Genomic DNA, 13,736 nt, shown 5'->3' with positions numbered 1-13,736 from the left:
CCGGGCGGGGAGACCCCCACCGCGATCGGTGTCCGTACGGCGCTGGACGCGGCGGAGCCGACCGGCGCGGACGGCGCGGGCGGCCCGGGAGCGAGTCCCGGGCACCGAGACCTCCGGACGGCGTCCGCGCCGACACCTGTCCTGTCGCGCCCAGGCGCGGCCGCCGTCCGGAACACCCCTTCGCATCACCCGCACTCGTTTCAACAAACTGTTGATGTTTGGTGGGGCGGTTCCTGCGCTTCCGACATGCGGAAGCCAACCTCCGCGCTCTCGTACGGAAGGTCATCATGACGAAGCCCACGCCGACCGCGCGCGTTCTCACCACGGAGTCCGGCGCCCCCGTCGCCGACAACCAGAACTCCTCCACCGCCGGCGTCGGCGGCCCGATCGTCCTCCAGGACCAGCATCTGCACTGACGGGAACCACCCGCGGACGGCCCGGATCCGCAGGTCACGGATCCGGGCCGTCCGTACATGCGGACGGCGGCGCGCGCACGGCCGGAGCAAGGGCGCGGCGCGCGCCCGCGTACGCGCCCCCTGCGCCCGGGTCATGGCCCCGCGGGGGCCGTACGCTCCCCCGATGTCCCCGGCCGACCGGCGGCGATCGGCGCAAATCCGCCCCCTGTCGGCCTGTTCGGGGGCACGATGGCAGAAATCAGCAGGCGCGCGGCGCCGGAAGACCGCCGCCCCGCCCGATCGACCGCCAGGAGCAACCATGGCCGACAGCGTGCCGGTGCGGTGCCCCACGTGCCGCCGCGAGAACGCCTTCACCCCGCCGACCTTCCCCTGCGCGTGCGGGGCGCCGCTGACGGTGCCGGTGCTGCGCGGCGGCGTCCCCGTCGAGATCGTGCACCGCACCTGGCAGGGTTCCTGGGTGATGGTGCGCTGCGACATCTGTGGCCGCCAGGACGAGTGGCCCGCGCCGGAGTCCGGCTGCGTCTGCGGCACGGTCGTCCGCATCCCCGTTGTGCCCGTCCCGCCCGCACCGCCGCGCGGCGCCACCCCCGGCAGCCGCGGTACGGCACCGGCCGCCCCGCCCCAGGTGCTGCGCCCGGCGTTCCGCCCGATCACCATCCGCACCGCCCGGGACTGCGTCACGGCCGCCGCGCAGTATCTGAAGTGGCTGGGCTTCACCGACATCCGCCGTACCCAGGAGCGGACGGCGTCCGGGGTGGATCTGCGGGGCACCGGCGTGGTCGCGCAGGTCGACCCGACGACGCGGTCCACGGCGCTCCGCGAGATCGAGTGCGTCTGGCTCAACGGCCTCCACGACTCCGCCATCACCGTCTTCTTCTCCCTCGCCGGGTACGCCCACGATGCCCGCTGCCGCGCCGACGACCTGCACATCCCGCTCTTCGTCATGGACCTCACGGGCACCCCGCAGCCGGTCAACGACGCCGCCGACGAGCTGATCCGCAAGGGGGCGCAGCGGCCCGGGTGACGCGCGCGGGTCCGCGCGTTCCGGTACGCCGACGCCGCCCGGCCCCGTCCCTATGAGCCGCAGGGCATGCCCGTCACGGGCCGGAATCCGGTTGCGGGGGCGGGGCCCGTCGGCGCAGACTCCGCGGATGATCATCCGTCCGGCCCATGAGACCGAACTCCCCGCCCTGCGCACCCTGGAGAGCGCCGCGGGCGCGCCTTTCCACGACATCGGGATGGCCGCCGTGGCGGACGACGAACCGCCCGCCCTCGCCACCCTCGCGGCCAGCCTGCGCGCCGGGCGACTGCTCGTGGCGTACGCCGAGGAAGGGCCCGGCGACGGCCTCGCCGGATACCTGATGTGGGAGCCGGTCGACGGCGCCACCCACATCGAGCAGGTGTCGGTGGCCCCCGCGTACGCCCACCGCCGTATCGGACAGGCCCTCATCGACCGGGCCGCACACGACGGCGGCGACCGCCCGCTGACCCTGACGACCTTCCGCGATGTTCCGTGGAACGCGCCCTACTACGCCCGGCTCGGCTTCCGCCCGCTCGCCGACGCGGAGCTGACGCCCGGCCTGCGTGCCATCCGGGCCCACGAGGCGGAGCTGGGGCTGGACCGGTGGCCCCGGCTGTGCATGCGGCGGGAGGCGGCGACCGCCTGACGGCGGCGGGCCGGGGCCCACGGCCGGATGCGGGGCGCGGGCGGCCCGGCGGGCACCCGGGGCTGCGCGGTCACGGGGCGGCGCGGTCACGGGGCGGCGCGGTCACAGGGCGGCGCGATCACGGGCCACCGCCCTCGCTGCCCACCGGGAGCCCGCCCGGCACCCGCCCGGCATAATGCCGCCATGATCGACGCCGAGGCGCTGCGCGCCGTCTGCCTGGAACAGAACGGCGCGGGCGAGGAGTTCCCGTTCCCGCGCAGCCCGGATCTCTCCGTCTTCAAGGTCGGCGGCAAGATCTTCGCGCTGACGAACCTGACGGCCACGCCGCTCTCCGTCAGCCTCAAATGCGACCCCGAACTGGCCCCGCAACTGCGCGCCGCCCACCCGGAGATCATCCCCGGCTACCACCTCAACAAGCGGCACTGGAACACCGTCACGCTGACCGGCTCGCTCCCCGACCGCCTGGTGCGGGAGATGATCGAGGACTCCTACGATCTGGTCGTCGCGGGCCTGCCCCGCTCCCAGCGGCTCCGCCTCGACCGGGCGGAGCCCCGGCGGAGCTGAGCGCGCGGCCCCGGAAGCGGCCGCCCCGGGCCACCCGCCGATCCGCGCCGTTCAGACCGTACGGTGCAGCCGCCACACCAGGTCCACCCGCGTCCCCGGCTCGCCCGTGGGCGACGGTGCGGGGCGCTCCACCGCCTCCCGCGTCACCACCCGCCAGGTCTCCGGCAGCGCGAGCTGGTCCAGGACGCCGTCCAGCGTCGGGAAGACCGCGTCGAAGGGGTGGTCTTGCTCGCCCTGCCACGAGGGCCAGCCGCCGTGCAGCACCAACAGCAGTGTGCCGCCCGGAGCGACCGCCTCGGCGGCCAGCCGCAGCACGCGGTCCTGGTCCAGTGCCACCGGCGATTGCAGGAACTGGGCGCTGACCAGGTCGTACGTCCCCTCCGGGAAGGTGACGCCCAGCTCGTGCCGCTGCCAGGTGGTGCGCGCGGCGACGCCCGCCGCCGCGGCGTGGGCGGCTGCCCGGCGCAGCGCCGTGGCGGAGATGTCGACGCCGGTGATGTGCCAGCCGCGCCCGGCGAGCCAGACGGCGTCGGCGCCCTCCCCACAGCCCAGCTCCAGGGCGGTGCCGGGCGTCAGATCGCCGGCCTCGCGGACGAGCAGCGGGTTGGGGTTGCCGCTCCAGACCCGGTCGCTGTCGCGGTAGCGGTCCTCCCAGAAGCGGGTCGGGTCGGTGGTCGGGGGCGTGGCGGACATGGCGCTCCTCGGGTGTGGTCGGCAGTCCGGCGCGCCGGGCGGGCGCACCGGCGGCCAGGATCGCGCCCGTGCCGGGGGCCGCCAAGGAAGGTTGCCGGAACGGCAACGCCGCCCGGCGGGCGGAGCGCCCGGCCCGCCCGGCTATGCCCCGTACGCCTCCCCCGCCAGCCGCTCCCGCAGCTCCACCTTGCGGACCTTGCCGCTGACCGTCATCGGGAAGTTCTCGACCAGCTCCAGGCGGCGTGGGATCTTGAAGTGGGCCAGGCGGGTGCGGCAGTACTCCGTCAGTTCGTCGAGGGTGAGGGGGTCGGTGGCGTCGCGGAGGATGACGCAGGCGGCGATCTCCTCGCCGTACTTCGCGTCGGGGACGCCGACCACCTGGACGTCGGAGATCTTCGGGTGGGCGTGCAGGAACTCCTCGATCTCGCGCGGATAGACGTTCTCCCCGCCCCGGATGATCATGTCCTTGATGCGGCCGACGATGCGGACGTAACCGTCGTCGTTCATCACCGCCAGATCGCCGGTGTGCATCCAGCGCTCGGCGTCGATGACCTCCGCGGTGCGCTGTGGGTCCTCCCAGTAGCCGAGCATCACGCTGTAGCCGCGGGTGCACAGTTCGCCCGTCGCGCCGCGCGGCACGGTCGCGCCGGTCACCGGGTCGACGACCTTGACCTCGATGTGCGGCAGCACCCGGCCCGCCGTCGCCGTACGGTGCTCCAGGTCGTCGTCGCGGCGGGTCTGGGTGGAGACCGGGGAGGTCTCGGTCATGCCGTAGCAGATGGACACCTCCGCCATGTGCATCTCGGCGACCACCCGCTTCATCACCTCCTCCGGGCAGGGCGAGCCCGCCATGATCCCGGTGCGCAGCGACGACAGGTCGTACCCGCCGAACTCGGGGTGCTCCAGCTCGGCGATGAACATCGTCGGGACGCCGTAGAGCGAGGTGCAGCGCTCGTCCTGGACGGCGCGGAGCGTGGCGGCCGCCTCGAAGGAGGGGGCGGGGATGACGACGCAGGCGCCGTGCGAGGTGGCCGCGAGGTTGCCCATCACCATGCCGAAGCAGTGGTAGAAGGGCACCGGCAGGCAGATCCGGTCGTGCTCGGTGTAGCCGACGGTCTCCCCCACCCCGTAGCCGTTGTTGAGGATGTTGCCGTGGGAGAGGGTCGCGCCCTTGGGGAAGCCGGTGGTGCCGGAGGTGTACTGGATGTTGACCGGGTCCCCGGGCGACACCGCGGCGGCGCAGGCGGCCAGCCGCTCGCGGGGCACGGCGGCGCCGGACGCCAGCAGCTCCCCCCAGCCCGGGTCGCCGAGGTGCACCACCTTGCGCAGCGCGGGGCAGTCGCCGCGCACCTCGGCCGCCATCTTCCGGTAGTCGCTGCTCTTGTGGCCGGTCGCGGCGACCAGCAGCCGGGTGCCCGACTGCCGCAGGACGTAGCCGAGTTCGTGGGTGCGGTAGGCCGGGTTGACGTTGACGAGAATGGCGCCGATGCGGGCGGTGGCGTACTGGAGGAGCAGCCACTCGGGGCAGTTGGGGGACCAGATGCCGACCCGGTCGCCGTTGCCGATGCCGTGGGCGAGCAGGCCGAGCGCGACCTCGTCGACGTCGTGGTCCAGCTCCGCGTAGGTCCAGCGCCGCCCGGACGGGACGTCGACCAGCGCCTCCCGGTCGCCGCACCGCGCGGCGGTGCGGGTGAGGTCGGCGCCGATGGTGCGGTGGAGCAGCGGCTGCGCGGTGTCCCCGCGGGCGTAGGCGGATGCCGTGCCGTCCGGGGGCGGTGCGGCGGCGGTCTCCGTGGCGGGTGGGGTCATCGGTGGTTCTCCTCCCGGTATTCGGCGCCGCCGTCGCCCTGCGCGGTGCGTTCGCGCAGCTCGATGCGGCGGATCTTTCCGGAGACGGTCTTGGGCAGGTCGGCGAATTCCAGCCGCCGGATGCGCTTGTACGGGGCCAGCACCTCGCGGGAGTGCGCGAACAGCGCCTTCGCGGTCTCCGGGCCGGGCTCCCAGCCCTCGGCCAGCACGATGTACGCCTTGGGAACGGCGAGGCGCAGCGGGTCGGGCGCCGGGACGACCGCGGCCTCGGCGACCGCCTCGTGCTCCAGGAGCGCGCTCTCCAGCTCGAACGGGGAGATCTTGTAGTCGGATGCCTTGAACACGTCGTCGGCGCGGCCGACATAGGTGATCCAGCCGTCGGCGTCGCGGGCGCCGATGTCGCCGGTGCGGTAGTAGCCGCCCGTCATCACCTCGGCGGTGCGCTCCGGGTCGCCGAGGTAGCAGGCCATCAGGCCGACCGGGGACGAGGAGAGCGCCAGCGCGATCTCGCCCTCGTCGGACGGGGCGCCGGTGACCGGGTCGAGCAGGACGACGTCGTAGCCGGGCGTGGGGCGGCCCATCGAACCGGGCTTGATCCGCTGGCCCGGCGTGTTGGCGACCTGCACGGCGGTCTCGGTCTGCCCGAAGCCGTCGCGGATGGTCACGCCCCAGGCGGCGCGGACCTGCTCGATGATCTCCGGGTTGAGCGGTTCCCCCGCCGCGACGATCTCCCGCGGCGGGCGCTTGAGGGCCGACAGGTCGGCCTGGATGAGCATCCGCCACACCGTCGGCGGCGCGCAGAAGCTGGTCACCCCGGCGCGGTCCATCTCCGCCATCAGCCGGCCCGCGTCGAAGCGGGTGTAGTGGTGGATGAAGACGGTTGCCTCGGCGTTCCACGGGGCGAAGAGATTGGACCAGGCGTGCTTGGCCCAGCCGGGTGACGAGATGTTCAGATGCACATCGCCGGGGCGCAGCCCGATCCAGTACATCGTCGCGAGATGCCCGACCGGATACGAGGTGTGGGTGTGCTCGACGAGTTTGGGGCGGGCGGTGGTGCCGGAGGTGAAGTACAGCATCAGCGAGTCGTCGGCCCGGGTCGGCCCGGTCGGCACGAACGCCTCGGACGCCTCCCGTGCTTCCTCGTACGCCAGCCAGCCCTCGGGGGCGCCGCCCACCGCGATCCGGGTGTAGCCGCCGGGCACCTGGTCGAACTTGGGGGTGTCCTCGGCCCGCGCGATGACGAAGCGGGCCCTGCCGCGGGTGATGCGGTCGGTGAGGTCGACGGGGCCGAGCAGCGGCGTCGCGGGGATCACCACGGCGCGCAGCTTCATCGCGGCGAGGGCGGTCTCCCACAGCTCGGTCTGGTTGCCGAGCATCACCACGATGCGGTCGCCGGGCCGTACGCCGTGGGCCGCGAGCCAGGAGGCGGTCCGGTCGGAGCGGCGGCGCATCTCCGCGAAGCTGATGCGGGTCTCGGTGCCGTCCTCCTCAACGATGTGCAGGGCGGTGCGGTCGTTGTCGCGGGCGATGACGTCGAACCAGTCGAGCGCCCAGTTGAAGTGCGCGGGCCGCGGCCAGCGGAAGTGCGCGCGGGCGCCCTCGTAGTCGTCGCCGAAGCGCACCAGCAGGTCCCTGGCGGCCCGGAACTCCTCGGTCGCGTCCGGCGAGCGGCCTTCCTGCGTCCCGTCCCTGTCCAGCATGTGTCCTCCTCATTGCCCCACGCCTGGTGGACATCGTGTAATCAGTGACGCATGTCTCACCACCCCCGTACGGGGGGAAGCGGAGGTTATGGGTGTACGGCGAGCCGGGGACGGACACGTCCGCAGACCTGGGGGCGGCTCTGGCGCGGTTGCGCCGCTACAGCGGACTGCCGGTGGCGTTCGGCGGGCTACAGGCCGGGCACGGACGCTACCGGCTCAACTCCCTGGCCGGTACGGCGACCGCCGCGCTGCGCGGTCTCGACATTCACCACGGCAACGGCGTCGGCGGCAAGGCGGTGGCGCTGCGCCGCCCGTTCACGGTGACCGATTACCACACCTCCGTGGTGATCAGCCATGAGTACGACGCGGTGGTCGCCACCGAGGGGCTGCGGTCGGTGGTGGCGGTGCCGGTGGTGGTGCGGCGCCGGGTGCGCGGGGTGCTGTACGGCGCACTGCGCACCCCGGTGCGGCTCGGTGACGGCCCGCTGTCCGCGGCGATGGACGCGGCGCGGGAGCTGGAGGAGGCACTGCTGCTCCAGGACGAGGCGGCGCGGATGCTGGCGGCGGCGCGGCAGCCGGCCGTCGATCCGGCGCGGTGGGAGGAGGTCCGCGAGGCCCACGGCGATCTGCGGACGCTGGCCCAGCGGGTCACCGATCCGCTGCTGCGCCAGGAGATGCTGACGGCCTGCGGACGGCTCGCCGCCGCCTCCCCGGACCGCGCCGCCCCGTCGGGCGAGGCGCCGGCACTGCCCGCGGCGCGCGAAGCCCCCATGCTGGCGCCGCGCGAGGTCGACGTCCTGGTGTGTGTCGCGGCGGGCGCCACCAACGCCGAGGCGGCGGAGCGGCTCGGGCTGCGCCCGGAGACCGTCAAGAGCTATCTGCGGTCGGCCATGCGGAAGTTGGGCACACACTCCCGGATGCAGGCGGTCATCGCGGCGCGAAGGGCGGGATTGTTGCCGTAGGGACCGCCGGGCGAAGCGCCCCGGGCGCGGGCTGCCCCTGCCGGGAAATGCCGTTGCCGGGTCCGGGCGCGGGCCGCCATCATCCCCACATGATCGATACCTCCGCCCTCGACGAGAAGCCCGTCCTTCCCGGTGCCCGTATCCGGCTCGTACCGCTGGAGCCGCGGCACGCCGTCGACTACCACGCCGCAACACTGGACCCGGAGATCCGCCGGCTGACCGGCAGCCACCACGACTTCACGCCGCAGGAGATCGAGGCGTGGTGCGCCGTGTCCGCGACGCAGCCCGGACGGCTCGACCTCGCCATCGAAGACCGGGAGAGCGGCCGCTTCCTCGGGGACCTCTCGCTGAAGGACGTCGACCCGCACAACGCCCACGCCACCCTGCGCATCCTCCTGGTCGCCGGCGCCACCGACCGCGGTCTGGGCACCGAGGCGATCCGGCTGCTCCTGGACCACGCCTTCGACCGCGTCCGGCTGCACCGCGTCCGGCTGGAGGTCTTCGCCTTCAACGACCGTGCCCGGCGCGCGTACGAACGCTGCGGCTTCACCGTGGAGGGCCGGATGCGGCAGGCGCTGCGCTGGGACGGCGCCTGGCACGACGTGCTGGTGATGGCGGCGCTGCGCACCGAGCGGACGGACGGCGCCCGCGCGCCACGCTGAGCGCCCCGGGCGCCGTTCCGGGCCCGCCGTACGCGGTGGGCCCGCGCCCTTCGCGAACCGCCGGCGCGTCACCAGGCGTGGGGGCGGGGCCGTGATCTCGGCGAGATCCTGTCGCCCGAAATCCCGGAATTCATGGGGTCCAGACCGCTTTGCCAATGCCCCCCGATGCTCATGGAAGGGTAATCCGGGAACAAATAAGACACAGGTAATCATGTCATTACAGCGTGTTATAGTGACGGCCGCCCGCCGCCCCGCTGAGACGAGAGGGCTCTCGCTCGCATGCTGTTGGATCCTCCTGTCGCCCCACCCGTGAACGGCTCGCTCCCCCCGGCCGTGCGGAACGCCGGAACGCCCGCCGGATGTCACGGGAATCGCACGTCCCCGCGAGGGGGCGGCACGCGACCGGGCATCGCCCCCGATCTGCCGGAAATCCGGTAACGCGCGCGATGCGCGCCCACATACCCACCCACTCCCGCTCACGCCGGGGCCGGACGGCTCCCGGCACAGCACGGGCGTCGGTGCATCCCTCCGCTCCCCAGTGCCCGGCCCGCCTGGCGGGTCACCCCTTATGCCGGCCCGCTGCCCCGCCCCGGGACCCGGTGCGGTGGCCCGGCCACCACCCTGCCCGTCCCTGACGCGACACCCTCCGGTGCCGGGCCCGCTCGGCCCCGACCGGCCCCCGGCTCCGTCCGCCTCCCCGTCGCTCCGTGCTGAAGCCCTCCGGCCACGGAGACGAGGCCGCCACCCCTTCCTCCACCGACCGCATCGTCCTGCCCTCCCCACTCCTGCCCGAACACGGCAGGCGGTTCACTGACCCCTAGGACGCTCCCCCGTGCTGACCGTACTGACCGGAGCCACCGGATTCTTCGGCTCCCACCTGCTCATACGACTCCTGCAACGCCCCGGGGAGGTGACGGCCCTCGTACGCCAGGACGGCGACGCGGGCCGGCGCCGCCTGGAACACGCCCTGCGCGCCACCGGGGAACCGCTCCCCGAGGACCTGCACACCCGGGTCCGGCTGCTCCGCGCCGACCTCACCGAACCGCTCCTCGGCCTCAGCCCCGAGCGCCACCGCGAACTGGCCGGCCAGGCCGACGTGATCTGGCACAACGCGGCCGTCATCGACCTCGCCGCGCCCCTGGAACAGGTGATGCGGGTCAACGTCGAAGGCACCCGCCGCGTACTCGAACTGGCCTCGGCCGCCCCCGGTCCGCTTCCCCGTGTCCTCTACACCAGCAGTTCCTACGTGGCAGGCGGACGCCTGGAGGGGACGGTCCTGGAGGACGACCTCGACGACCGGTACGGCTTCCGCACCCCCTACGAACAGTCCAAGTACGCCGCCGAACAGGCGGTCCGCGGCTGGGCCCACGACCGGAACCACCCGGTGACCGTGCTGCGGCCCAGCGTGCTCACCACCGACCAGGCGCTGCCCCGCAACGCACCGCTGCACCCCCTGGCCGAAGTGGGCGCCCGACTGTCCCTGTTGTCCCGGCTCGGCCCGTCCCGGCTGTTCCCCGGCGCCACCCCGGACACCCCGGCGGTCGTCGAGGTGCCCGGCCGCGCGGACGCCATGATGAACCTGGTCCCGGTCGAGTACGCGGCCGAGGCATCGGTGCACGTCGCCCTGCGCACCCCCCAGCGGCTCGTCGAGACCTTCCATCTGACGCATCCGCGGGAAACCCCGGTGTCCGCCTGCCTGGACGCCATGCGCGACCTGTGCCCCTGGCTGGACCTGCGGGTGGGGCCGGACGCCCCGTCCCACACCTCCGAGCACGGGACGCAGCAGCTCGCCCAACTCCTGGGCGGCATCCACCCGTACACGCGCCTGCACCGGACCTACGACCGGACCGCGCTGCTCGACGCCCTGGGCCACGCCCTCCCCGATCCCCCCGCCCCGGACAGGAACTATCTCGTCGCGGTCCTGCGCAGCGCCCCGTCCGTCGCCGCTTCCCTCACCCCCTGAAGGAGACCCACCATGTCCACCCCTTACGAAAAGCTCGCCGACATCCTCGTGGAAGAGCTCGGGCAGGACCGGGACGACCTGTCCCCGTCCGCGACCTTCTCCGAGATCGGTCTCGACTCCCTCTCCCTCGCCGAACTGAGCGTCATCGCCATGGACAAGACCGGCGTCGAAATCGAAGATCTCACGCCCGAGTCCACCCTCGCGGAGGCCGCCGCGCTGCTCGACGCGGCGGCCTCGGGAGCGGACGCGGGGTCCGCCATATGAGGCGCGACGACATCGCCGTCACCGGCACGGGCATGGTCACCCCGGTCGGCGTCGGTACCGAGGCGAGCTGGCAGGGGCTGCTGGACGGCCGGTCGGCCGCCGCCACCGACCCCCGGCTCGACAAGCTGGACATCGACTTCACCTGCCGCGTGCCCGGCTTCGAACCGGGCAAGTTGCTCGGCCGCGCGCTCGCCTCCCGGCTGGACAGCCATGCCCATCTCGCGCTCGTCGCCGCCCGCGAGGCGGTCGCGGACGCCGGGCTCGCCACCGAGGAGTGGGACGCGACCCGGGTCGGCGTCGTCCTCGGCGTCGGCTGCAACAGCCTGGAGCAGTACCACCGGGAATTCGGCCGGCTCAACTCCGACCGGGCCAAGCTCATCTCCCCGCGCGCCATCGTCCGCAGCGTGCCCAACATGGTCCCCGCCGAAGTCGCGCTCGACCTCGGCGCGCGCGGCCCGAGCCTGGCCGTCTCCACCGCCTGCGCCTCCGGGACGACCGCCCTGAGCATCGCGCGGGACCTGCTGCGCAGCGGCTCCTGCGACATCGTGCTGGCCGGCGGATCCGAATCGGGCACCGCCCCGGTCACGGTCGCCTGCTTCCAGCAGATGCGCACGCTGTCCGAGCGCACCCACGACCCCGGCGGGGCATCCCGGCCGTTCGACCAGGACCGGGACGGGTTCGTCCTCGGGGAGGGCGCCGGAATCCTGGTGCTGGAGCGCGCCGAGCACGCGGCGGCCCGCAACGCCCGCGTGCACGCCCTGCTGGCGGGCTGCGGCAACTCCACCGACGCCCACCACGTCACGGCACCCCACCCGGAGGGCCGGGGAGCCGTCCAGGCCCTCCGGCAGGCCCTGGACGACGCCGGACTCACCCCCGCCGACGTGGACCACGTCAACGCGCACGGCACCTCGACCGCCCTGAACGACCAGGCCGAACACCGCGCCCTGCGCGCCGTGTTCGGCACGCCGCCGCCCGTCACCGCCAACAAGAGCGTCCTGGGGCACTGCCTCGGCGGCGCCGGCGGCATAGAGGCGGCGGCGACGGTCCTCAGCCTCCGGCACCAGACCATCCCGCCCACCGCCAACCTCGACACGCTCGATCCCGACATCGACCTGGACGTCGTGCACAAGGTGCCCCGCCCCACGCGGATCAGGGCCGCTCTCAGCAACTCCTTCGGGTTCGGCGGCCAGAACGCGGTGGTCGTGTTCACCGCCGTCTGACGCCCGAGGGCTCCGCACCCGGAGCCGGTGAACGGCCTTCGCCCCCTCGCGGGGCGGAGGCCGTCTCCTTGCCGTCTCCCTTCGGCCCGGCCATCCGCCGTCAGGCGACCGAACCTATCCGCGGCGGGTCCCGGTGAATGGGGGTGTGCGCGCCGGTGAGGGGCGCGCCGGTGCCGCCGCGGCGGTTGGCGACGATCTCGGCGGCGATGGACAACGCGGTCTCCTCGGGGGTGCGCGCGCCGAGGTCGAGGCCGATCGGTGAGCGCAGCCGGTGGAGCTCCAGCTCCGTCAGCCCGGCCTCGCGCAGCCGCTCCAGGCGGTCTAGGTGGGTGCGGCGGGAGCCCATCGCGCCGACGTACGCCACCGGCAGCCGCAGCGCACGCTCCAGCAGCGGGACGTCGAACTTGGCGTCGTGGGTGAGGACGCAGAGCACCGCGCGGGCGTCCAGGTCCTGGGAGTCGAGGTAGCGGTGCGGCCAGTCGACGACGATCTCGTCGGCGTCGGGGAAACGGCCCGCGGTGGCGAAGACGGGCCGGGCGTCGCAGACGCTCACGTGGTAGCCGAGGAACTTGCCGACCCTGACCAGCGCGGCGGCGAAGTCGATCGCCCCGAAGACCAGCATCCGCGGCGCGGGCACCGAGCTCTCCACCAGCAGCGTCACCGGCTCCCCGCACCGCGACCCGTCCGCGCCGATCTCGACGGTGGCGGTGCGCCCCGCCTCCAGGAGCGCCCGCGTCTCGGCTGCGGCGGTGCGGTCCAGGTCGCGGTGGCCGCCGAGGGTGCCGGTGACGGTGCCGTCGGGGCGTACCAGCAGGGCGCGGCCCAGGAGCGCGGGCGGGCCCTGCACCACGCGGGTGAGGGCCGCCGCCTCCCCGCGGGCGGCGGCGGCCAGCGCCCCGGCGAGCGCGTCGGCGTCCGCCGTCCGCGCCCCGTCCGAGGCGGCCGAGGCGGCGTCCCGGCCTGTGGCACGGACCGGTGTGACGAGGATGTCGATGGTGCCGCCGCAGGTCAGGCCCACGGCGAAGGCGTCCTCGTCGCTGTAGCCGAAGCTTTCGCGGACCGGCGCGCCGCTCTCCAGCGCCTCCTGGCACAGCGCGTAGACCGCGCCCTCCACGCATCCTCCGGAGACCGAGCCGAGGGCCGTGCCATCGGCGTCTACGGCGAGCGCGGCGCCCGGGTGGCGCGGTGCGCTGCCGTGGGTGGCCACGACGGTGGCCACCGCGAAGTCGCGCCGCTGCTCGACCCACCGGTGCAGTGCGTCGGCGATGTCCAGCATCTCGATTCTCCTCACGAAGGGGGCGGGCGGGGCTATCCGACGCCGAGCCGGCTTTCTCTCGGATGGAGGGCGAAGTGGACGACGAAGACCAGGGTCAGCGCCCACATGAAGCCCCCACCTCACGCCATCTGCCCTGCGCCGCCCGGATGACGGTGCAGGAGATGACGCCGGCGCCGACGCCCGCGGTGATGTCGTAAGTGAACGGCATCAGGGCGACCGTGAGGAAGACCGGGACGGATGTCGCGCGGTCGCTCCAGTCGACATGGGCGGCCGCGCTCATCATCATCGCGCCGATGACGACGAGGGCGGCCGACGCGACCTGCGCCGGGACCAGTTGGGTGAGCGGGCCGCCCTCACCCCTGCCGACGAATCCGGCCTTGACCAGCCCGAGGAGGGCGACGAACATCCCGATGCCCATGGTGATGGCGTGCTTGAGGGCCTGCGGAATCGCGTTCATGATCATTTGAAGGTGGTGATGCCGCCGCGCACTTCGCGGGCGGGCGTCGAGCCGCGGGGAGATGTGGAAGTACCGGTCGAGCC

At 73.7% G+C, this 13,736-nt stretch carries 13 protein-coding genes and 1 pseudogene; 9 read left to right on the top strand and 5 right to left on the bottom strand.

The features are described from left to right. The first annotated feature begins 287 nt into the window (after positions 1 to 287). The 4 genes from OG422_RS25205 to OG422_RS25190 all read left to right on the top strand — a co-directional run bounded on the left by OG422_RS25205 (position 288) and on the right by OG422_RS25190 (position 2,647). A complete protein-coding gene (locus OG422_RS25205; RefSeq protein WP_405748089.1) occupies positions 288 to 416 on the top strand; it encodes a hypothetical protein in 129 nt (42 codons plus the stop codon). Positions 417 to 714: 298 nt separating this feature from the next. After that, positions 715 to 1,440: a hypothetical protein gene (locus OG422_RS25200; protein ID WP_143941751.1), complete on the top strand. Its 726-nt coding sequence runs from the start codon at positions 715 to 717 to the stop codon at positions 1,438 to 1,440. Between the two features lie 127 nt (positions 1,441 to 1,567). After that, positions 1,568 to 2,083 carry a GNAT family N-acetyltransferase gene (locus tag OG422_RS25195; protein WP_405745883.1) on the top strand — a complete coding sequence of 172 codons (516 nt, stop codon included), beginning with the start codon at positions 1,568 to 1,570 and terminating at the stop codon, positions 2,081 to 2,083. A gap of 183 nt (positions 2,084 to 2,266) precedes the next feature. Beyond that, positions 2,267 to 2,647: an MmcQ/YjbR family DNA-binding protein gene (locus OG422_RS25190; protein ID WP_405745880.1), complete on the top strand. Its 381-nt coding sequence runs from the start codon at positions 2,267 to 2,269 to the stop codon at positions 2,645 to 2,647. A gap of 51 nt (positions 2,648 to 2,698) precedes the next feature. Here OG422_RS25190 and OG422_RS25185 read toward each other — a convergent pair whose 3' ends face one another. The 3 genes from OG422_RS25185 to OG422_RS25175 all read right to left on the bottom strand — a co-directional run bounded on the left by OG422_RS25185 (position 2,699) and on the right by OG422_RS25175 (position 6,849). Next, positions 2,699 to 3,340 carry a class I SAM-dependent methyltransferase gene (locus tag OG422_RS25185; protein ID WP_405745877.1) on the bottom strand — a complete coding sequence of 214 codons (642 nt, stop codon included), beginning with the start codon at positions 3,338 to 3,340 and terminating at the stop codon, positions 2,699 to 2,701. A 141-nt stretch (positions 3,341 to 3,481) separates the two neighbouring features. Continuing rightward, positions 3,482 to 5,149 (bottom strand): AMP-binding protein, encoded by a 1,668-nt coding sequence (locus OG422_RS25180; protein WP_405745874.1) that lies wholly within the window; start codon positions 5,147 to 5,149, stop codon positions 3,482 to 3,484. Further along, positions 5,146 to 6,849, bottom strand: a complete 1,704-nt coding sequence (locus OG422_RS25175) for an AMP-binding protein (RefSeq protein WP_405745871.1) — start codon at positions 6,847 to 6,849, stop codon at positions 5,146 to 5,148. Before OG422_RS25175 ends, OG422_RS25180 begins: the two co-directional genes overlap by 4 nt. Before the next feature lie 128 nt (positions 6,850 to 6,977). On the opposite strand from OG422_RS25175, the gene OG422_RS25170 reads away from it, so the two are divergent. The 5 genes from OG422_RS25170 (at position 6,978) to OG422_RS25150 (ending at position 11,920) form a co-directional block, all read left to right on the top strand. Then, complete coding sequence (locus OG422_RS25170) at positions 6,978 to 7,811, top strand: response regulator transcription factor (protein WP_405747977.1); 834 nt, start codon at positions 6,978 to 6,980, stop codon at positions 7,809 to 7,811. Positions 7,812 to 7,900: 89 nt separating this feature from the next. Then, on the top strand, positions 7,901 to 8,473 hold the full coding sequence (locus OG422_RS25165; RefSeq protein WP_405745868.1) for a GNAT family N-acetyltransferase: 573 nt from the start codon (positions 7,901 to 7,903) through the stop codon (positions 8,471 to 8,473). A gap of 832 nt (positions 8,474 to 9,305) precedes the next feature. Then, positions 9,306 to 10,436, top strand: a complete 1,131-nt coding sequence (locus tag OG422_RS25160; RefSeq protein ID WP_405745865.1) for an SDR family oxidoreductase — start codon at positions 9,306 to 9,308, stop codon at positions 10,434 to 10,436. A 12-nt stretch (positions 10,437 to 10,448) separates the two neighbouring features. Further along, positions 10,449 to 10,700 carry a phosphopantetheine-binding protein gene (locus OG422_RS25155; RefSeq protein WP_143941743.1) on the top strand — a complete coding sequence of 84 codons (252 nt, stop codon included), beginning with the start codon at positions 10,449 to 10,451 and terminating at the stop codon, positions 10,698 to 10,700. Beyond that, positions 10,697 to 11,920 carry a beta-ketoacyl-[acyl-carrier-protein] synthase family protein gene (locus OG422_RS25150; protein WP_405745862.1) on the top strand — a complete coding sequence of 408 codons (1,224 nt, stop codon included), beginning with the start codon at positions 10,697 to 10,699 and terminating at the stop codon, positions 11,918 to 11,920. Before OG422_RS25155 ends, OG422_RS25150 begins: the two co-directional genes overlap by 4 nt. Positions 11,921 to 12,020: 100 nt before the next feature. Here the strand turns inward: OG422_RS25150 and OG422_RS25145 are convergent, their stop codons facing one another. After that, entirely contained in the window at positions 12,021 to 13,196 is a 1,176-nt protein-coding gene (locus tag OG422_RS25145) for an XdhC family protein (protein ID WP_405745859.1), read from the bottom strand. A 32-nt stretch (positions 13,197 to 13,228) separates the two neighbouring features. Further along, positions 13,229 to 13,542 (bottom strand): annotated as a pseudogene (locus OG422_RS25140) (NCS2 family permease); the annotation flags it as partial. Between the last annotated feature and the right edge of the window lie 194 nt (positions 13,543 to 13,736).

It is taken from the genome of Streptomyces sp. NBC_01525 (genome assembly GCF_045040405.1).
Taxonomy (GTDB): Bacteria; Actinomycetota; Actinomycetes; order Streptomycetales; family Streptomycetaceae; genus Streptomyces; species Streptomyces benahoarensis.
This window is presented reverse-complemented; position numbering and strand designations above follow the sequence as displayed.